This is a genomic window from Brevundimonas sp. UBA2416, assembly GCF_002343105.1.
GTDB lineage: Bacteria > Pseudomonadota > Alphaproteobacteria > Caulobacterales > Caulobacteraceae > Brevundimonas.
Genome location: NZ_DDRM01000045.1, coordinates 11,148 through 30,299, shown reverse-complemented (window position 1 = coordinate 30,299; position 19,152 = coordinate 11,148). Strand labels below are relative to the sequence as shown.

General features: G+C 67.8%; 17 protein-coding genes. 4 read left to right on the top strand and 13 right to left on the bottom strand.

Features of this window, described 5'->3' with window-relative positions; all coding sequences use genetic code 11:
* Nucleotide 1 precedes the first annotated feature (1 nt).
* From B3E43_RS14580 to B3E43_RS14560, 5 genes are read right to left on the bottom strand one after another with little or no spacing between them, the layout of a single operon-like run.
* The gene (locus tag B3E43_RS14580) at nt 2–814 is read right to left on the bottom strand and encodes an enoyl-CoA hydratase family protein (RefSeq protein WP_292030769.1); all 813 of its coding nucleotides are present in this window, start codon (nt 812–814) and stop codon (nt 2–4) included.
* Nucleotides 811–1,314 carry a MarR family winged helix-turn-helix transcriptional regulator gene (locus tag B3E43_RS14575; protein WP_292030767.1) on the bottom strand — a complete coding sequence of 168 codons (504 nt, stop codon included), beginning with the start codon at nt 1,312–1,314 and terminating at the stop codon, nt 811–813. Before B3E43_RS14575 ends, B3E43_RS14580 begins: the two co-directional genes overlap by 4 nt.
* Entirely contained in the window at nt 1,311–2,072 is a 762-nt protein-coding gene (locus B3E43_RS14570) for an SDR family NAD(P)-dependent oxidoreductase (RefSeq protein WP_292030765.1), read from the bottom strand. Before B3E43_RS14570 ends, B3E43_RS14575 begins: the two co-directional genes overlap by 4 nt.
* Nucleotides 2,069–4,366 carry a bifunctional salicylyl-CoA 5-hydroxylase/oxidoreductase gene (locus tag B3E43_RS14565; protein ID WP_292030763.1) on the bottom strand — a complete coding sequence of 766 codons (2,298 nt, stop codon included), beginning with the start codon at nt 4,364–4,366 and terminating at the stop codon, nt 2,069–2,071. The genes B3E43_RS14570 and B3E43_RS14565 overlap by 4 nt, the downstream gene beginning before the upstream one ends.
* A 38-nt stretch (nt 4,367–4,404) precedes the next feature.
* Nucleotides 4,405–5,304 carry a LysR family transcriptional regulator gene (locus B3E43_RS14560; RefSeq protein ID WP_292030760.1) on the bottom strand — a complete coding sequence of 300 codons (900 nt, stop codon included), beginning with the start codon at nt 5,302–5,304 and terminating at the stop codon, nt 4,405–4,407.
* A gap of 113 nt (nt 5,305–5,417) precedes the next feature.
* On the opposite strand from B3E43_RS14560, the gene B3E43_RS14555 reads away from it, so the two are divergent.
* Nucleotides 5,418–5,606, top strand: a complete 189-nt coding sequence (locus tag B3E43_RS14555) for a hypothetical protein (protein ID WP_292030757.1) — start codon at nt 5,418–5,420, stop codon at nt 5,604–5,606.
* A 16-nt stretch (nt 5,607–5,622) separates the two neighbouring features.
* Entirely contained in the window at nt 5,623–7,407 is a 1,785-nt protein-coding gene (locus tag B3E43_RS14550; RefSeq protein ID WP_292030755.1) for a PHA/PHB synthase family protein, read from the top strand.
* Here B3E43_RS14550 and B3E43_RS14545 read toward each other — a convergent pair.
* Complete coding sequence (locus B3E43_RS14545) at nt 7,404–8,273, bottom strand: TSUP family transporter (RefSeq protein ID WP_292030753.1); 870 nt, start codon at nt 8,271–8,273, stop codon at nt 7,404–7,406. The two genes, B3E43_RS14550 and B3E43_RS14545, sit on opposite strands and share 4 nt — an antisense overlap.
* An 81-nt stretch (nt 8,274–8,354) precedes the next feature.
* Here B3E43_RS14545 and B3E43_RS14540 point away from each other — a divergent pair, with 81 nt between their 5' ends.
* Nucleotides 8,355–9,527 carry a M24 family metallopeptidase gene (locus B3E43_RS14540; protein ID WP_292030751.1) on the top strand — a complete coding sequence of 391 codons (1,173 nt, stop codon included), beginning with the start codon at nt 8,355–8,357 and terminating at the stop codon, nt 9,525–9,527.
* On the opposite strand, the gene B3E43_RS14535 is transcribed toward B3E43_RS14540, so the two are convergent.
* Genes B3E43_RS14535 through B3E43_RS14525 form a run of 3 tightly spaced genes read right to left on the bottom strand, consistent with a single transcriptional unit; the run spans nt 9,524 to nt 12,077 of the window.
* On the bottom strand, nt 9,524–10,174 hold the full coding sequence (locus tag B3E43_RS14535) for a GntR family transcriptional regulator (RefSeq protein WP_292030749.1): 651 nt from the start codon (nt 10,172–10,174) through the stop codon (nt 9,524–9,526). The two genes, B3E43_RS14540 and B3E43_RS14535, sit on opposite strands and share 4 nt — an antisense overlap.
* A gap of 2 nt (nt 10,175–10,176) precedes the next feature.
* Nucleotides 10,177–11,178: a 4-hydroxyproline epimerase gene (locus B3E43_RS14530; protein ID WP_292030748.1), complete on the bottom strand. Its 1,002-nt coding sequence runs from the start codon at nt 11,176–11,178 to the stop codon at nt 10,177–10,179.
* Nucleotides 11,179–11,180: 2 nt separating this feature from the next.
* Nucleotides 11,181–12,077 (bottom strand): dihydrodipicolinate synthase family protein, encoded by an 897-nt coding sequence (locus B3E43_RS14525; protein ID WP_292030747.1) that lies wholly within the window; start codon nt 12,075–12,077, stop codon nt 11,181–11,183.
* Nucleotides 12,078–12,146: 69 nt separating this feature from the next.
* Here B3E43_RS14525 and B3E43_RS14520 point away from each other — a divergent pair, with 69 nt between their 5' ends.
* Nucleotides 12,147–13,394: an NAD(P)/FAD-dependent oxidoreductase gene (locus B3E43_RS14520; protein ID WP_292030746.1), complete on the top strand. Its 1,248-nt coding sequence runs from the start codon at nt 12,147–12,149 to the stop codon at nt 13,392–13,394.
* A gap of 23 nt (nt 13,395–13,417) precedes the next feature.
* On the opposite strand, the gene B3E43_RS14515 is transcribed toward B3E43_RS14520, so the two are convergent.
* The 4 genes from B3E43_RS14515 to B3E43_RS14500 form a co-directional block, all read right to left on the bottom strand.
* Nucleotides 13,418–15,034 carry a cisplatin damage response ATP-dependent DNA ligase gene (locus B3E43_RS14515; protein WP_292030744.1) on the bottom strand — a complete coding sequence of 539 codons (1,617 nt, stop codon included), beginning with the start codon at nt 15,032–15,034 and terminating at the stop codon, nt 13,418–13,420.
* Nucleotides 15,034–16,068: a ligase-associated DNA damage response exonuclease gene (locus B3E43_RS14510; protein ID WP_292030742.1), complete on the bottom strand. Its 1,035-nt coding sequence runs from the start codon at nt 16,066–16,068 to the stop codon at nt 15,034–15,036. The genes B3E43_RS14515 and B3E43_RS14510 overlap by 1 nt, the downstream gene beginning before the upstream one ends.
* 95 nt (nt 16,069–16,163) lie before the next feature.
* Nucleotides 16,164–17,219 carry a 2-oxoacid:ferredoxin oxidoreductase subunit beta gene (locus tag B3E43_RS14505; RefSeq protein ID WP_292030741.1) on the bottom strand — a complete coding sequence of 352 codons (1,056 nt, stop codon included), beginning with the start codon at nt 17,217–17,219 and terminating at the stop codon, nt 16,164–16,166.
* Nucleotides 17,216–19,054 carry a 2-oxoacid:acceptor oxidoreductase subunit alpha gene (locus B3E43_RS14500; protein ID WP_292030740.1) on the bottom strand — a complete coding sequence of 613 codons (1,839 nt, stop codon included), beginning with the start codon at nt 19,052–19,054 and terminating at the stop codon, nt 17,216–17,218. Before B3E43_RS14500 ends, B3E43_RS14505 begins: the two co-directional genes overlap by 4 nt.
* Between the last annotated feature and the right edge of the window lie 98 nt (nt 19,055–19,152).

Below are 19,152 nucleotides of genomic sequence, written 5' to 3'. Positions count from 1 at the left end.
CTCAGTTCCCCTCGAATACCGGCTCGCGTTTCGCCGCGAAGGCCTCGTAGGCGCGGCGGAAGTCGTTGGTCTTCATGCAGATCGCCTGGGCCTGGGCCTCGGCCTCGATGGCGGCGTCGAGACTCATGTCCCATTCGACATTGAGCTGGTTCTTGGTGATGCCGTGGGCGAAGGTCGGCCCCTTGGCCAGCGAGCGGGCCAGGTCCAGGGCCGTCTCCATCAGGACCTCGCCCTCGACGAGACGGTTGTGGAAGCCCCAGCGTTCGCCCTCGTCAGCCGTCATGACGCGGCCGGTGAACAGCAGCTCCGACGCCCGGCCCTGACCGATCTGGCGGGGCAGGATGGCGCAGGCGCCCATGTCGCAGCCGGCCAGGCCGACGCGGGTGAACAGGAAGGCGGTCTTCGTGCGCGGCGTGGCGATGCGGAGGTCCGAGGCCATGGCCATGATGGCGCCGGCGCCGACGCAGACGCCGTCCAGCGCGGCGATGATCGGCTGGGGACAGCTGCGCATGGCCTTGACCAGATCGCCGGTCATGCGGGTGAAGTTGAGCAGAGCCGGCATGTCCATTTCGGTCAGCGGACCGATAATCTCGTGCACGTCCCCGCCCGAGGAGAAGTTCCCGCCCGCGCCGGTGACGATGACCACCTTGCAGTCATCGGCATGGACAAGGGCACGGAACAGGTCGCGCATCTCGGCATAGGACTCGAACGTGAGCGGATTCTTCCGCTCTGGCCGGTTCAGGGTCAGGGTCGCGACGCCATCGTCATCGACCGACCAGAGGAAATGGGCCGCCTTGTAGTCGCGCGCCTTCATCCGTTGAGCTCCTCGTAAGTCGTGGCGTGGAGCGACCGCTTGGCGCGCTCCAGCAGGCGGGTCAGGTCGTCGGTCTCGGTCGTGGTCAGATCGGCGAACAGGGCTTCGATCCAGCGTTCATGGGCGCGGGCCATGGCGGCGAAACGGGTCTGGCCCAGGGGCGTCAGGCGCACGCGCTGCACGCGGCGATCTGCGCCGGCCATGGCCTCGATCAGGCCGTCGGCCTTGAGCCGGGCGGCCAGGCCGGTGACATTGCCGTTGGACACCATCAGCATGCCGGCGGCCTCGCCCATGGTCAGGCCCGCCTCGCCCGCGCGGTCCAGCGCCGACAGCATGTCGAACCGGGGCAGGGTGGAGCCGAACTCGTCGCGCAGCCGCTGCGATACCGTTTGTTCGATCCGGGTCGAGCAGGTCAGAAGCCGCAGCCACAGCCTCAGCGACCGCTTGCCGTCGGGGGCGCCGCCCAGCCGGTCCGGCAGCGAGGCGACCGCGGCGCTCACAGTTCGCCGCCCGCGACCGGCACCGCCGCGCCGTTGACGCCCGAGGCGCCGTCGCCGCACAGCCAGACGATGGTCGTGGCCACCTCGTCCGGGGTGATCAGGCGACCTTGCGGGTTGGAGGCGGCCAGCGCGGCGCGGGCTTCCTCTTCGCTACGGCCGGTCTTGGCGATGATGGACTCGACTGACTTCGCGACCAGCTCGGTCTCCGTGAAGCCGGGGCAGACCGCGTTGACGGTGACGCCTTTCGCCGCGACCTCCAACGCCAGGGCGCGGGTCAGGCCGACAAGGCCGTGCTTGGCCGCGACATAGGCGGAGACATAGGGATAGCCCTTCAGGCCCGCGGTCGAGGCGACGTTGACGATCCGGCCCCAACGGCGGGTCAGCATGCCGGGCAGGACCAGACGTGCCGCCTCGGCGGGGGCCTCAAGATTGAGGGCCAGCATGGCGCGGAGGGCTTCGGCGTCGGTCTTGAGGAAGGGGGCCGAGGTGGCGGCGCCGGCGTTGTTGACCAGGATGTCGATGGGGCCGAAGCGGTCGCGGCCGACTTCTATGGCGGCGGCCAGCATGTCCGGGTCGGTGACGTCGGCGGTGGCGGCGAAGGCGAGGTCGCCGATGCGGTCCGCCGTCTCGTTCAGACGGGCGACGTGGCGGCCGATCAGGGTGACCTGACAGCCCGCCTCCGCCAGTCGTTCGGCTGTGGCCCGGCCGATGCCGGAGCCCGCGCCGGTGACCACGGCATGATGTCCGGTCAGGCTCATACCGGTCCGGCCTGCTGCTGCTTTTCGAGATTGCGGGCCAACTGGCCAAAGCCGGCGAGATACTGGACGGGAGGCGACTGGCCGCGCCAACCCAGTTCCGCGGCGGCGCGCAGGCTCCAGTTTGGATCAGCCAGGTGCGGTCGGGCGAGGGCGCACAGGTCGGCGCGGCCGGCGGCGAGGATGCTGTTCACGTGGTCGGTCTCGTAGATGTTGCCGACCGCCATGGTGGCGACACCCGCCTCGTTGCGGATGCGGTCGCTGAAGGGGGTCTGGAACATCCGGCCATAGACCGGGCGGCTGTCGGGCGAGGTCTGACCCGCCGAGACGTCGATCAGGTCGCAGCCGGCCTCGGCGAAGGCGCGGGCGATGGCGACGGAATCTTCGGGCGTCAGGCCCTCGTCCATCCAGTCGGTGGCCGACAGGCGGACGGACATGGGTTTGTCATTCGGCCAGACCGCGCGCATGGCGGCGAAGACCTCCAGCGGGAAGCGCAGGCGGTTCTCGACGGTGCCACCGTAGTCGTCGGCGCGGTGGTTGGAGATGGGCGTCAGGAAAGAGGACAGCAGATAGCCGTGGGCGCAATGCAGTTCGACCATGTCGAAGCCGGCCTCGGCCGCCCAGCCGGTCGCGCGAACGAAATCATCGCGGACACGATCCATGTCACCACGGGTCATCTCGCGCGGCGTCTGGTCTTCGTCCGACCACGGAATGGCGGAGGGGGCGATCAGCTCCCAGCCGTCCTCCAGTGGCTTGTCTGCGCGCGCACCCCATGGCCGCTCCACCGAACCCTTGCGGCCGGCATGAGCCAGCTGAATGGCGATGCGCGCACCCTGGGCATGGACGAAGTCGACGATCCGCTTCCAGGCGTCGCGGTGTTCCGTGCGGTACATGCCCGCGCAGCCGGGCGTGATGCGGGCGTCGGCCGAGACGTCGGTCATCTCGGTGAAGACCAGACCGGCGCCGCCCAGCGCCCGTCCACCCAGGTGGACAAGATGGAAATCGCCGACCGTGCCATCTTCGGCCGAATACATGCACATGGGCGAGACCACCACGCGATTGGGCAGGGTCAGGCCGCGCAGTGTCAAAGGCGCGAACATGGGTGGCGGCGGATTGTCCGTAGACGGAGCACTGGCTTTTTCGGCGAACCAGCGCTCGACCCTGGTCAGGAACGGTCCATCGCGCAGGCGAAGGTTTTCGTGGCTGACGCGCTGGCTCCGGGTCAGCAGGCTGTAAGTGAACTGAAGAGGATCGAGGCCGACATAGCGGTCTACCGTCTCGAACCACTCGGTGGAGTTCCGGGCGGCGCTCTGAAGCTTCAGCACCTCGATCCGGCGCTCGGCTTCATAAGCAGCGAGACCCTCGTCCAGATCGTCGGCTTCGGTCAGGGTCTCGGCCAGGCGAATGGCGTCCTCGAAAGCGAGCTTCGTACCGGAGCCGATAGAAAAATGGGCCGTGTGGGCGGCGTCGCCGAGCAGCACCACCTTGCCGTCGCGCCAGTTGGAACAGGCCACGCGCGGGAAGTTGAGCCAGGCCGAGCCGCGCAGGTGTTTCGCATTGCTCATCAGGGCATGCCCGCCTAGCCAGTCAGCAAACAGGGCTTCCGCCGCGCGACAGGTCTGGTCGTGGTCCATGGCTTCGAAGCCGAGGCCGCGCCAGGTCGCTTCCGAACATTCGACGATGAAGGTCGAGGCGCCGGGCTCGAACTGGTAGGCGTGGGCCCAGATCCAGCCGTGCGGGGTCTCGACGAAGGCGAAGGTGAAGGCGTCGAACGACTGTTTCGTACCCAGCCAGATGTACTTGTTGGTCCGCACGTCAACGTCGACGCCGAAGACCTCGGGATTGTCGTTGCGGATGCGGCTGTTCAGGCCATCGGCGGCGACGATGACATCAGCAGGCAGGGCGCGGATGTCGGCGACTTCGCTCTGGAACCGCAGGTCGACGCCGAGCGACCGGGCGCGTTCCTGCAGGAGGGTCAGCAGCCGCTGGCGACCGATGCCCGCGAAGCCGTGACCGCCCGAGCGGATGGTCTCGCCGTGGATGTGAACGTCGATGTCGTCCCAATGGACGAAGGCGGCCTCGATGGTGGCGGCGGTCTCCGGGTCGTTGGCCTTTAGGTTGGCCAGGGTCTGGTCGGAAAACACCACGCCCCAACCGAAGGTGTCGTCCGGCTGATTGCGCTCGTGGACCACCACCGAAAGCGACGGATCGCGCAGCTTCAGGGATATGGCGAGGTACAGGCCGCCCGGCCCGGCCCCCACAACGGCGATGCTTCTGACGGCGCTGTTCAACGACATATTTTAAGCCTGAAACAACTCCGTCCGGTTGTCCAGCGTCAGCCGCCGGTGAACATGGCCCGGTCGGCCCTGACCGCCTCGACGATCATCGCCGTGACGGCGCGGATGCGGGCCAGCGGCTTGAGGTCGGCGTGGGTCACCAGCCAAAGGCTGCGGTCCAGATGCACGGCGTCGGGAAGCACGCGGCGGAGGCCGCTTTCACGGGCGGCGATGAAGTCAGGCAGAACGCACAGGCCCGCGCCGGCGAGTGCCGCCTGGAGCTGGGCGATCAGGTTGGAGCTTTGCAGGGCGACATGAATGTCGACGTCCGGCGCCTGCATATAGTCGAGCTCGGGCGCATAGAGCAGGTCGCCGATGTAGCCGATGAAGCGGTGGCCGGCCATGTCGGCGCGGGTGCGGATAGGCGGGCGGGCGTTGAGATAGGCCGGGGCGGCGTACAGGCTGAGGCCGTAGTCGGTCAGTTTGCGCGAGATCAGCCGGCCTTCGCGCGGCGCGCTGAGCGTCACGGCGATGTCGGCCTCGCGTTTGGAGAGGCTGAGCACGCCGGAGATGGCCACCAGCTGTATATCCAGTCCGGGATGCCGGTCAGCCAGCTTCGCCATCAAGGGCGCGAGGACATAGCTGCCGAAGCCTTCGGGTGCGCCGATCCGTACCGTGCCGATCAGGGCCTGATCGGACTCGCCCAGTTCGTTGGCGGCCCGCAGGGTCAAGCTCTCGATCTTTTCCGCCGTCGGCATCAGCCGTTCACCATGCGGGGTGAGGGCGTAGCCTTGGGGACTGCGGTCGAAGAGGCGAGCGCCCAGTCCGTCCTCAAGCGCTGCGATGCGCCGGGCCACGGTGGTGTGGTCCATGCTGACCCGCGCCGCCGCCATCGTCAGCCGCCCGGTGCGGGCCACGGCGAGGAAGGCGCGGAGGTCGTTCCAGTTGAAATCGGCCACGATCCGCTCCTGTGCAAAAATGCACAACGATTCCGCAATCCTTGGCATCGTCCGGACAGAAAAGCCATGGCATATCGTCGTCATCCGAACGTCTCCGTTCCGAGGACACCGTCATGGCCTTCGACTCCGCCGCCTATACGCCCGCCATCCGGAACGCTATTCCCGTGCCGACAGCCGCGCTGATCGACGCGTTCGACGCTCCGTGCCCGATCTGGGCGGCCGAGAACCCGGACCGCGCCCTGGCGTTGCTGTTCGTGGCCCCGCGTGATTGCGCGGCCGTGGATGTCCTCGTCTCGCTGTAAGCGGAAAGCCTGCCCCATGACCGTCTCCCAGCCGCCGGTTCCCCAGCTGCCCGATCCGACCGTCGTGGCTGAAGCCTTGACCACCCTGATGCAGAACGCCGCCGCCGCGGTGCGTACGACCATGGTCCAGGCCGCGACTCCGCAGGCGCTGCCCTACGACCCGACGACGCTGACGCGGGCGATGATCGACTTCAACACCGCCGTCATGACCCAGCCGGCGGCCCTGCTGGAGGCCCAGGCCAGGAACTGGAATGACTGGACCGCCCTGTGGCGCACCATGGGCGAACGGGCCATGGGCCAGCAGGCCGAACCCGTCGCAGTGCCGGCCAAGGGCGACCGCCGGTTCTCGGACCCGGCCTGGAGCGACGAGCCGGTCTATGACTATCTGAAACAGGCTTATCTGCTGGCCGCGCGCCAGCTGCAGGATTTCGTCGCCGCCGCCCCGGTCGATGACGCCACCCGCGCGCAGGTCGATTTCGCCAGCCGGCAGATGATGAACGCCCTGGCGCCAACCAACTTCCCTCACACCAATCCGCAGGTCGCGCGCCGCACGATCGAGAGCGGCGGTCTGAACCTGATGACCGGTCTGTCGAACCTGCTGGAGGACGTCGGCAAGGGGCAGGGACTGGTCAGCCGCCGTGCGCCGAACGATTTCGAACTGGGCGTCAATGTCGCCGCCACCCCGGGGGCGGTGGTGTTCCGGAACGACCTGATGGAACTTATCCAGTATGCGCCGACGACCGACAAGGTCTATCGCCGCCCGCTGCTGTTCGTGCCGCCGCTGGTCAACAAATACTATCTCTTCGACCTGACGCCCAAGGCCAGCTACCTGAAATGGCTTGTGGATCAGGGCCACACCGTCTTCGTCATCTCCTGGGCCAACCCCGACGAGAGCCACGCCGACACGGGCATGGATGCCTATGTTAAGGATGGCGTCATCGCCGCCCTCGACGCCGTCGAGGCCGCGACGGGCGAGGCCGACGCGGATCTGGTGTCCTACTGCCTTGGCGGCACCCTGTCGGCCATGACCCTCGCCTATCTGGCCCAGACCGGCCGCGCCGACCGGGTCGCCTCCGCCACCCTGATCGCGACCCTCGTCGACTTCGGCGACATGGGCGAATGGTCGGTGTTCACGAGCGAGCAGGACCTGAACGCCTTCGACCGCTATCTGGACGACAAGGGCTATGTCGAGGCGCACGACCTGACCAAACTGTTCTCGGCGGTGCGCGCCAACGACCTGATCTGGTCGTCGGTGGTGAACCATTATCTGCTCGGCGACGAGGCGCGCGCCTCGGACCTGCTGTGGTGGTTCGACGACGGTTCCCGCATTCCGGCGCGCATGCTCAAGGAGTACGGGCGTCAGATCCTGCGCGGCAACCAACTGAAGGACGGCGGCGTCGCCATCGACGGTGTGACGCTGGACCTCAAGGCCATCGAGACTCCGGTGATGATCGTGGCGCTCAAGGACGACCATGTCTCGGCGTGGAAGAACACCTATGCCGGCCGCCACTTCTTCGGCGGACCGACGCGGTTCCTGCTGGGCGGCTCAGGCCACAACGCCGGGATGATCAATCCGCCCGCGGCCAACAAGCACGGCTACTGGACCAATGATGACGCCCCGGCCGACGCGGAGGCCTGGCTGGCCGGCGCCGAGCAGAAGCCCGGCTCGTGGTGGCCGGAATGGCAGGGCTGGCTCGACGCCGCCGCCGCCGACGACAAGGTCAAGGCGCGCAAGGTCGGCTCAGGCAAGCTCAAGGCCGGCGCCGCCGCGCCCGGCGACTACGTCCGCGTTCGCCACTAGGCCTTCGCGATCTCCTTTTGGGCCGCTGCCCGCAACAGCAGGGCGGCGGCATAGAGGACCACGACCACGACCGCCCAACGCAGCGGCTCGATCGGCATTTCCTTGACCACGAAAGCGGCGACCAGAACGGCCGGTATGCCGCCCAGCGCGATGCCGATGACGATCCGCAGGTCGATCCGCTCGGCGTTGATGTAGCGGAAGCCGGTGGTCGGCATCAGGAAGGCGCAGGCGCTGGCCATGATCGGGAAGGCCAGGCGCGGGTCCAGACCCAGCAGGCTGAGCAGGATCAGGGCCGGGGCGTAGAGGCCGATCCCGAAAGACATCAGCATTCCCATGATGAAATGGCCTGCGATGGCGATCCACATCAGGCTGGGTTCCAGTGCGGTGGCGGTTCCGCCGATCGGCATCAGGTCCAGATTGCTCATGGCGTAGAGCGCGGCTGCGATCAGCAGGGCGACGCCGACGATCCCCTGAACCACCCGCACCGGGGCGCGGACCATCAGCGGCGCTCCGACCACGGCGCCCGCCACCGCCGCGACGATGCAGGAGACCAGCAGCATCGGGTCGACGTGGATGCCCAGCAGCACCAGAAAGACCGCTGACTGAACCATGGTCGGCAGGGCGTGGCCGACGTTCAGCGTCGCGGGGATGAAGCTGTCGGGCGTCATCTTGCGGAACCGGAGCCAGGCGGTCGTCGGAGCGAATGAGCCGATGCCGAGGGTGTCGAAGAAATTGGCGACGGCGCCGAGGATGACGGACTCAGGTCCGGGCGCGCCGGTCCCGCGCTTCAGCGCCGCCCGGCCGAGCACCACGACGAAGGCCGTAGCCAGCAGGGCCAGGGCCGTCAGCAGAATTGTCAGGACCAAGGTCTTCCCCCCCTTGTCGTTCGATGCCCAACTGAGCACGATCGTATACGATACTCAATCCAGCGACGCGCGGAGCAGGTCATGGCGAGCGGTTCAACATCGGTTCCGGCCCCGATCGGCGCGGTCGAGCGGCAGGCGCGTCTGACGGGTCTTCGAATGAGCATGGAAGCGGCAGGGGTCGCGACCGTGCTGCTGGGTTCGACTTCCAGCCTGCGCTATTTCACCGGCCTCGACTGGTATGCGTCCGAACGCCTCGTGGGTGCCTTGGTCCATGCCGCGGGCGGCCTCGATTACATCACACCGCAGTTCGAGCTGGAAAAGGTCGAGGGGCTGATCGGTCTTCCGGGCGAGGTCCTGACCTGGGAGGAAGATGAGAGCCCCTGGAGGCTCGTCGCCGACCGGATCGGCCCCACCGTGCGGATGGCCGTCGACGAGCGGATGGCGCTGGCCATGTATCGGAGCCTGCGCGCCGAGATCGACGATGCGCGTCTGGCCGACGCCGCGCCGCTGATCCATGCCCTGAGGAGTCGTAAGTCGCCCGCCGAGATCGCGCTGATGTCCCACGCCAAGGCCATCACCATCGAGGTTCACCGGCGCGCCCACGCGCAGCTTCATGCCGGCCAGCGCGCCTCCGAGGTCGTCCGCTTCATCGACGACCAGCATCGGGCTCTGGGCGGGTCGGGCAGTTCCTTCTGCATCGTCTCCTTCGGCGAGGACACCTCCCTGCCGCATGGCGGCGAGGGCGACCGGGTCCTCGCTGAAAGGGATGTGGTGCTGATCGACACCGGCACGCGGATCGACGGCTACAGCTCCGACATCACCCGGACCTATGTGTTCGGCGACGCGAGCCCGGACGTGCGGCGCGTCTGGGATGCCGAGAAGCGGGCGCAGGCGGCGGCCTTCGAGGCGGCGCGACCGGGCGTGCCCTGCGAGGCTGTCGACGCGGCGGCGCGGCGGTCGCTCGAGGCCGACGGATTCGGCCCGGACTACAGCCTGCCGGGCCTGCCGCACCGCACCGGCCACGGCATCGGCCTGGATATCCATGAAGGGCCGTATCTGGTGAAGGGGGATGCCACGCCGCTGGCGACCGGCATGTGCTTCTCCAACGAGCCGATGATCGTCGTGCCCGGTCGGTTCGGTGTGCGGCTGGAGGACCATTTCCACATGACCGACGCCGGGCCAGCGTGGTTCACCCAGCCGCAGCACAGCCTCGACGAACCGTTCGCCGACGTCCCGGCCTGGCTGGCCGGCTAGACCTCTGGCAGCTGGGCCCGCAGGTCGACGAGCGTGGCCCTGATGTGCGCGCGGGCTTCCCGACGAACGGTCTCGGTCCGGCGTTCCAGCCAGGCCTGAAGCAGGGCTTCATGCTCGTGACTGGCCCGGTCGAGTCGGCGGTGCTCGCCAAGGTGCACCCGTACATAGCGTTCGGACAGGGCGAGCAGCCGGTCGACCGTCTCGATGGTCACCGCGCGGCCTGAAGGCCGGACCAGCGCCAGGTGGAACTCGCGATTGCGGCGTCCGACATCGGCGAGGCCGTTCTTCAGCGCGGCGTCCAGTGCGGCGAAGGCGCTACGGGCCGCTTCATGCGCGGCCGCGTCGGCCTCAAGCGCGCCGAGCACGCAGGCGATCGGTTCAATACGAAGGCGCAGGTCGAAGACGTCCTCGGCGTCGGCGCGCGACAGGGGCCGGACGATGAAGCCGCGGTTGGGGTGGGAGACGACCAGCCCCTCGCTCTCGAGCCGAGCGAGGGCCTCACGCAGGGGAATTTTGCTGACGCCCAGCTCCAGCGCGAGGGCGTCCTGACGGATCGGGGCATCGGCGGGCAGGCGGCCCGAGAGGATGCGTTCGCGCGCCTCGGTGAAGACCTGGTCGGGCAGCAGACGCGGCGCGCGGGTCGTCATCCTCAGACCACCTGAAATCCGTGGGCGAAGACGTCCTCGTCGTCGATCCAGATCTCGTTCAGGCTTGTGGCGATGGCCGAGCCCTCGACCGAGGGGATGATGGCGGGGCGGCCGCCGACCTCTGTCTCGGCTTCCACTCGGCCGATGAACCGGCTGCCGATATAGCTTTCATGGACGAAGGCCTGACCGACCGGCAGCCGGCCTGTCGCGTGTAGATGCGCCAGGCGCGCGGAGGTGCCTGTCCCGCATGGACTGCGGTCGATGGCCTTGTCGCCGTAGAAGACGGCGTTTCGGCCATCCGCGCCCTCGCCCTTCGGCTTGTCGGCCCACAGAAGGTGGGAGACGCCGCGGATTGTCGGGTCGAGCGGATGGACGGGCGTATAGACCTCGCGCAGCAAGGCCCGGATGACCGGCGACAGTTGCAGGATGCGGGCGGCACCCAGATCGTCCAGGCCGGCATAGGCGCCCTGGGGTTCGATGATGGCGTAGAAGTTTCCGCCATAGGCGACGTCGATGGTCAGGGGGCCGAACCCGGGAACGTCGATCTCGATGCCCTGCTGCGCCAGATACGACGGCACATTGCGAATGCGGACGGACCGGACGCGCGTGCCGTCCTGCACATAGTCCAGTTCGATCACGCCGGCGGGCACCTCGGCGATGACCTTGCCCAGCGTGCGCGGTTTGATCAGCCCGTGCTCCAGCGCGAAGGTGATGATGCCGATGGTGCCGTGACCGCACATGGGCAGGCAGCCGCTGGTCTCGATGAACAGGATGCCGACGTCGGCCTCGGGCGTGGTCGGCGGATACAGAAAGCCGCCGCTCATCATGTCGTGGCCACGTGGCTCGAAACAGAGGCCGGTGCGGATCCAGTCGTAGCGGGTCATGAAGTCCTGACGCCGGGCGCTCATCGTATCGCCGGTCAGTTCAGGCGCGCCCTCAATCACCAGCCGCACGGGATTGCCGGCGGTGTGGCCGTCTATGCAGCGGAAGACGTGCCGCGCCATGGCTACAGGACCGGTCGGGTCGCGGCGGCCTTTTCGACCATGGCGATCACCTCGGCCCGACGCGCGCCGACCAGCGGATGGCGCGGTGGCCGGACGCGCTCATGGCCGCGTCCCATAACCTGTTCGGCGATCTTGATGGACTGGACCAGGTCATGGTCGGCGTCGAGGTGGAGCAGGGGCATGAACCAGCGGTAGATGGCGAGGGCCGTCTGCATGTCGCCGCGCTTGAACGCGTCCCACAGGGCCAGGGATTCCTTCGGGAAGGCGTTGGTCAGGCCGGACACCCAACCCTGGGCGCCCAGCATCAGGCCTTCCAGCGCCACATCGTCGAGACCGGCGAACAGGACGTAGCGGTCGCCGAACTCGTTGAGCAGGTCGGTGAAGCGGCGCGTGTCGGGCGCGCTCTCCTTGAGGGCGACGACATTGGGCAGGTCCGACAGGGCGTGCAGGGCCTCGAAGCCGATGCTGACCCGATAGGCCGGCGGGTTGTTGTACAGCATGATCGGCAGGCCGGTGGCCTCGGCCACGGTGCGGAAATGGGCGGCCAGTTCGGCCTGGGTCGGCACATAGACCATGGCCGGCAGGACCATGAGGCCGTCGGCCCCGATGGTCTCGGCGTCGCGGGCGAAGGCGGCTGCGCGACGGGTGTCCAGCTCGGCGACGCCCGCGATCACCGGCACGCGTCCGGCCACGGTCTTCACCGTCGCGGCCAGCATGGCGCGCTTCTCGTCGGCGTCGAGCGAGTTGTTCTCGCCCACGGTGCCCATGACGATCAGCCCGTGCACGCCGTCGCGGATGAGGCCATCCTGCACCGTCGCGGTGGAGTCGAAATCGATCGAGAAATCCGCCGCGAACTGCGTGGTGGCGGCGGGGATCACGCCCTCCCAGGAAATCGACATCGGGTCCTCGCTTCCAGTGACTTAAGCCATTATCGTATACGATCCTGAGGTCGAGGCAACGGGAGTCCGATGCAACCAAAGTCCTGGCTCGTTATCGGCGGCGGTCTGGTCGGGGCCGCCTCCGCGCTGCGGCTGCAGGCGGCGGGCTTCGCCGTGACCCTGATCGACCCGGGCGATCCGCGCCGCGCCGCCTCATTCGGCAATATCGGACATATCGCGGCCGAACAGGTGTCGCCGCTGGCGTCGCGCGAGAGTCTGCGGACGTTTCCGGGCCGTCTGTTCGGCCTCGGCGGACCGCTCGATTTCCGCTGGCGGGACGCCGGCCTGTGGGGGCCGTGGGCGATGCGGTTCATCGCGGCCTCTGGTCCGGCGCAGCACGCGCGCGGGCAGGCGGCCCTGACCGCCATCCTCGCTCAGGCACTGCCGGCATGGCGGCGACTGGCCGACTTCTCCGGAGCGCCCGGGATCGTCGGTCGCGACGGCCATGCCGTGGTCTGGATGTCGGAGCAGGCAGCCGGGAAGGGGCTCAAGGCGTGGGAAAGGTCGCCGACCGGCAGCACCACGTTCAGGTCGATGGATGCGGACGATCTGGCCCGCTATGCGGAGGTGATGACCCGCGCGCCGGTCGCGGGCATTCGCTTTTCCGGCACGGCCCAGGTGAGCGAGCCACAGGCCGCCCGTGACGCCCTGATGGCCGCCTTCAAGGCGCAAGGCGGGGAGGTGGTCCATGCTAGGGTCGAACGTCTGTCGGGCGGCGATCGCGTGATCGCTCATCTCGACGGCGGCGGAGCGCGCGAGGCCGAAGGCGCGCTGGTCGCGGCGGGGGCATGGGCCGGTTGGCTGATGCGCGGGCTCGGCGTCGACGCCCCGGTGATCGCCGAGCGCGGCTATTCGGTACAGAGCGCCGACCACAGCTGGGACGAGACCCTGCCGCCGACGGTGTTCGAGGAGCATTCGATGGTGGTTTCCCGCTTCACCAGTGGTCTGCGCGCCTCCAGTTTCGTCGAGTTCGGCTCGCCCGATGCGCCCGGCGATCCGCGCAAATGGCGGGCGCTGGAGCGGCGGCTTGGCGATCTCGGCATTCGCTTCTCGCCGGAGCCGGATCGGTGGGTCGGGCCGCGGCCGACCCTGCCTGACTATCTGCCGGCCATCGGGCGGCTGGAGCGTGACCCGCGCATCCTCTATGCCTTCGGTCACCAGCACCTCGGTCTGACCATGTCAGCGATCACCGCCGAGCTGACGGCGTCACTGGCGCAAGGAACGGAGCCGGTGATCGATCTCGCACCCTTCCGGATCGAACGGTTCGGCCGAGGTTGATGGATGGGCAGGCCCGCTTCCGTTCATTGCCTCCCGGCCTGATCCAGCATCCCTTCCAGCGTCGTCAGCTCGTCCGCCTCCTTCGCCGGCTTGTCCCAGCGGATGCGGCTGATCCGGGGGAAGCGCATGGCGACCCCGGACTTGTGACGCTTCGACCGTTGCAGCCCCTCGAAGGCCACCTCGAGTACGAGGCCGAACTCGCGGCTCGCCTTGACCGACCGCACCGGGCCGAAGCGTTCGACGGTGTTGTCGCGGACGAATTTGTCGAGCTGCTTCAGCTCCTCATCGGTGAAGCCGAAATAGGCCTTGCCCACCGGTGTCAGGGCGTGACTGCCGTCGATGTCCTCGGTCCAGACCCCGAAGGTGAAGTCGGAATAGAAGCTGGACCGTTTGCCGTGCCCTCGCTGGGCATACATCAGCACGGCGTCGACCAGATGCGGGTCCTTCTTCCACTTGAACCACGGCCCCTTGGGGCGGCCCGCCTCATAGACGCTGTCGAGTCGTTTCAGCATCAGGCCTTCCGCTGCCTGTGGGTCGCCCTCCGGCGGCATTGAGCGCAGCGCCGCGAGGTCGTCCCATGAGGCGAAGGGCTGGATCGGGGACAGATCGATCCGGTCGGACGCAAGCAACGCGACCAGAGCCTCCAGCCGGGCCCGCCGCTCTGCAAAGCTCAGCTTGCGCAGTTCGACTCCGTCCGCCGCCAGCAGGTCATAGGCGCGAATGCCGGCGGGATATGCCGTCATCACCTTGGCGTCCGCCGTCTTGCGGTTCAGTCGCTGCTGAAGGTCGCCGAATGAACCGACCCGTCCCTCGCGCAGCACCAGAAGCTCGCCGTCGATGACCCCCTCATGGGTCAGGGCCGCCAGCACGTCCGGGAAGGTGGGTGATATGTCCTCGCCGGTGCGGCTGTACAGGCGCCTTACCCCGCCCTCGCTGACGGCCTGCACGCGTATGCCGTCCCATTTCCATTCGGCGACATAGGCGGAGGGATCCAGCTTCGCCATCTCCGCTTCGTCGATCGGCTGGGCCAGCATGACCGGCCGGAAGCGGCCGTGGGCATCGGCCGAGGGACGCTCGGCCCGGCCGTCCAGCCAGGCCAGAAGGTCGGCATAGGGCGGTGACTGGGCATGCCAGACCTCCTGGATGTCCGGCACCTCCACCCCGCCGAAATCAGCCGCCGCCTGCCACGCCAGCCGCGCCGAGACTCCGACGCGCAGCCCCCCCGTCACCAGCTTCAGAAGGGCCCAACGGCCGTCGGCGTCGAGGGCGTCCAGCCAGCCTTCCAGCAGGCCCTGCACATCGCCGCGCCTTGCCTGCGTCAGGGCGTCGATCACCTCGGACAGGTCCGGCTCGCGATTGGCGCCGTGACGTGCTGGCCAGATCAGGGCGACGGTTTCGGCGAGATCTCCGACATAGTCGTAGGACAGGCGGAACAGTTCGGGATCGACGCGCGCCTCGACGGCCCGGCGGATCATGGCGGGCTTGGCGGCGGTGAAGGTCAGGGCGCCGGTCAGGGCGGCGAGCGCCCATCCGCGGTCGGGGTCCGGCGTGTCCGCCAGATGGTCGCGGATCAGACGGAGCTTGGCGTTGCGCGACGCCGTCAGCGACAGGCGATCCAGCAGGGCGGCGAAGGCGCGCATCAGTCGTCGTCCTCGTCCTCATAGCCCACAAGGTGCAGGGCCCGCGCCTTGAGGCCATTCAGCTCCGCCCAACGGCGCAGGGCGTCGTCGCGTCCATGGGTGATCCAGACCTCCTGCGGCGACAGTTCCGTCAGCGTCTCCGTCAGCTCATCCCAGTCGGCGTGGTCAGACAGTACGAGCGGGAGTTCCACGCCGCGCTGTCGCGCGCGAGCCCGGACGCTCATCCAGCCAGAGGCGAAGGCGGTGACGGGATCGGGGAAGCGTCGGCTCCACCGATCCGCCAGCGCAGATGGCGGGGCGATGATGATCCGGCCGGCGAAGTCGGCCTTTGATCCCGTCGCCGGCGCCAGCGGGCCCAGCGTCACGCCGAAATGCTCGTAGAGACGGTTCAGGCGTTCCAGTGCGCCGTGGACATAGATGGTCTCGTCATACCCGGCTTCACGCAGCAGCCGGATCACCCGCTGCGCCTTGCCCAGGGCATAGGCGCCAACCAGATGGGCGCGCTCGGGAAACTGCTGAACCGAGCGCAGCAGCCGCGCGATCTCCTGTGTATCCGGTGGATGGCGGAAGACCGGCAGGCCAAAAGTCGCTTCGGTGATGAAGACGTCGCTGGGCACGGGTTCGAACAGTGCGCAGGTCGGGTCGCGGCGGCGCTTGTAGTCGCCCGAGGCGGTGATCGTCAGACCGTGCTGGCGGACGGTCGCTTGCGCCGAGCCCAACACATGGCCCGCCGGCGCCAGAGACAGCTCGACGTCCCCGACCGTGACCTGCTCACCATAGGCCAGCGGCTGTGTGTGCCCGGCGAAGTCATGGCCGTAGCGCTCGCCCATGATGGCGAGGGTCTCGGGTGTCGCCAGCACCGCTCCATGCCCCGCCCGTGCATGGTCCGCATGACCATGGGTGATGACCGCCCGATCGACAGGCCGCGGCGGATCGATGAAGAAGGCGCCGCCCGGACACCACAGCCCATCGGGTGTCGGCCTGAGGATCGCTTCGAAACGGCGTGAATGACGAGGGTCTGAGGGCTGGGGCATGGAGTTCCGAAGCGAGCTTGCAGAACCTTGAACGCCGCGACAATGCGAGGTTTCCGTTCCGATCGATCTTCAACCGGAAACGCCCGGCGCGCCGCCTAGCGAAGCGCCGCGTTGATCCGGTCGAGAGCCGCCGCGCCCGGAACCAGTTCAGCATCGGACAGGGCGTTGAGCGGCTTCGCGACGGTCGCCAGGGCGTCATGCAGATCTTCGGACTCGGCCTCAACATAGAGCAGGCCGGTGACGATCTCGCCGACGGCTTCCCGTTCGTGCAGATAGGCCATGGCCTTGACCCGGTCTGTCGCGTCGTAGTCCCGGGCGACCTTGCGCAGCATCAGGACCGATCCGTCGTGCTGGGCCACCTCAACCAGTGAGCCCGGCGGGTAGGCGGCGGTGACTGGCGCGCGACCTAGGATCACATCCAGCCGGTTGACCGCCTCATTGTGCTCGCGCACCCAGTCGAAACTCTTGGTTGATCCCTTGTGGTTGTTGAACGCCACGCAGGGACTGAGCACATCGATGAAGGCCGCGCCCTTGTGCGTCAGGGCCGCCTTGATCAGGGGCACCAGCTGGTCCTTGTCGCCGGAGAAGCTGCGGCCGACGAAAGTGGCGCCCAGCTGCAGGGCCATGGCGACCAGGTCGATGCCGCTGTCGGAATTGACCGCGCCCTTCTTGGACTTGCTGCCCTTGTCGGCGGTCGCCGAGAACTGCCCCTTGGTCAGGCCGTACACCCCGTTGTTCTCGACGATATAGGCCATGTTGACCCCGCGCCGCATGGCGTGGGCGAATTGGCCCAGACCGATCGAGGCGCTGTCGCCGTCGCCCGATACGCCCAGATAGATAAGCTCGCGATTGGCGAGGTTGGCGCCGGTCAGCACCGACGGCATCCGCCCGTGCACGGTGTTGAAGCCATGGCTGGCGCTGAGGAAATAGTCCGGCGTCTTGGACGAACAGCCGATGCCGGAGAGTTTGGCGAGGCGATGGGGCTCCAGATCAATCTCGAAACAGGCCTGAACGATGGCGGCGCTGATCGAGTCGTGGCCGCAGCCCGCGCACAGGGTCGAGACCCGACCCTCGTAGTCGCGGCGGGTGAAGCCGAGCTTGTTGGTCGGCAGGGAGGGGTGATGGAACTGCGGTTTGACGATGTATGTCATTGCGCCATCTCCCCGGCCGCATTGGCGTCGACCGCGCCCATCCCCCTTGCCAATTCGGCCTGGATGAAGCGGGCTGTGATCGGCGAGCCATCGTAGTTGAGCACCTTGACCAGCCGGGCCGGGTCGACCCCGCCTTCGTTGATCAGCAGGGTGCGGAGCTGGGCGTCCCGGTTCTGCTCGACCACGAAGACCAGTTCGTGATGGGCGATGAATTCGAACACCTCGCCGGGGAAGGGGAAGGCCCGAACGCGCAGGGCATCGACGTTCAGACCCCGTGCTTCAAGACCCGCCAGAGCCTCGTCCATCGCAGGAGAGGTGGAGCCATAATAGATCACGCCATAGGACGTCCGCTCCCGGGCCTTGCGCAGGATCGGCGCGGGCACGAGCGTCCTGGCCGTGTCGAACTTGCGCAGCAGCCGCTCCATGTTGTCGACATAGACGGCACCCTCCTCGCTGTAGCGGGCGTAGGGATCGCGCGAGGTGCCGCGGGTGAAATAGGCGCCCTTCGAAGGGTGCGTCGCCGGCAGGGTGCGGTACGGGATGCCGTCGCCGTCGACATCCTTGTAGCGACCGAAGTCGGCGCCCGCCTCGAGCATTTCCGCCGTCATGACCTTGCCGTGGTCGAGGCAGCGGCTGTCGTCCCACCGGAAGGGTTCGACCAGCCATTCATTCATGCCCATGTCGAGGTCGAGCATGACGAAGACCATGGTCTGCAGCCGGTCGGCCAGGTCGAAGGCGCTGGCGCCCATTTCGAAGCATTCGCCCGGACCTTCGGGCAGCAGCAGGACGTGTTTGGTGTCGCCGTGGCTGGCGTAGGCCGCTGACAGGATGTCGGACTGTTGGGTGCGGGTCGGCATGCCTGTGGAGGGACCGCCGCGCTGGACGTCGAAGATCACGGCCGGGATTTCGGCGAAATAGGACAGGCCGATGAACTCCTGCATCAGCGAGACGCCCGGCCCCGAAGTGCAGGTGAAGGCGCGCGCGCCGTTCCAGCCGGCGCCGACGACCATGCCGATCGATGCGATCTCGTCCTCCGCCTGGACGATGGCATAGCGGGCCTGCCCGGTCTCCGGGTCGTGACGCAGCTTGCGGCAGTATTCCGTGAAGGCCTCCGCCAGCGAGGTCGACGGGGTGATGGGGTACCAGGCGCAGACCGTGGCCCCGCCGTAGACCGCGCCGAGCGCGGCCGCTGTGTTGCCGTCGACAAAGATCCGGTCCCCTACGGCGTCGGCCCGCTTCAGCTGCAGACCGAGCGGCTTGAGGTTCTGTTTCGCGTGGTCGAAGCCGATATGGAGGGCCTCGATATTGGCCGGAATCATCGCCGGCTTGGAGGCGTATTCCTCTGCCAGAAGCGCTTCGACGACGTCCTGCTCGATGCCGAGCAGGAAGGTCAGGGCGCCCAGGCAGATGATGTTTTTCATCACCTTCCGCTTTGACGGCTCGACGTAGGCGGCGTTGCAAAGGGCAGTGAGGGGGACGCCGACGACCGTGATGTCCTCCCGGAACTTGCTGGCCGGCATGGGTTTGGTGGAATCGTAGAAGAGGTAGCCGCCCGTATCGATCTCGGCGACGTCGCGGTCCCAGGTCTGGGGGTTGAGGGCGACCATCAGGTCCACGCCGCCGCGCCGACCCAACCAGCCATGGCCGCTGACCCGGATCTCGTACCAGGTCGGCAGGCCCTGGATGTTCGACGGGAAGATGTTCCGCGCCGCCACCGCCACCCCCATCCGGAGGATCGCCTTGACGAAGAGGCCGTTGGCGCTGGCCGAGCCGGAGCCGTTGACGTTGGCGAACTTGACCACGAAGTCGTTCACGGCGGCGGTCGGGCGGGTCATTTCGAACACCCGCCGGCATGGGTCATCTCGATAAGAACCTTCTGCATGTCCCACGCCCCGGTCGGGCATCGCTCGGCGCACAGGCCGCAGTGCAGGCA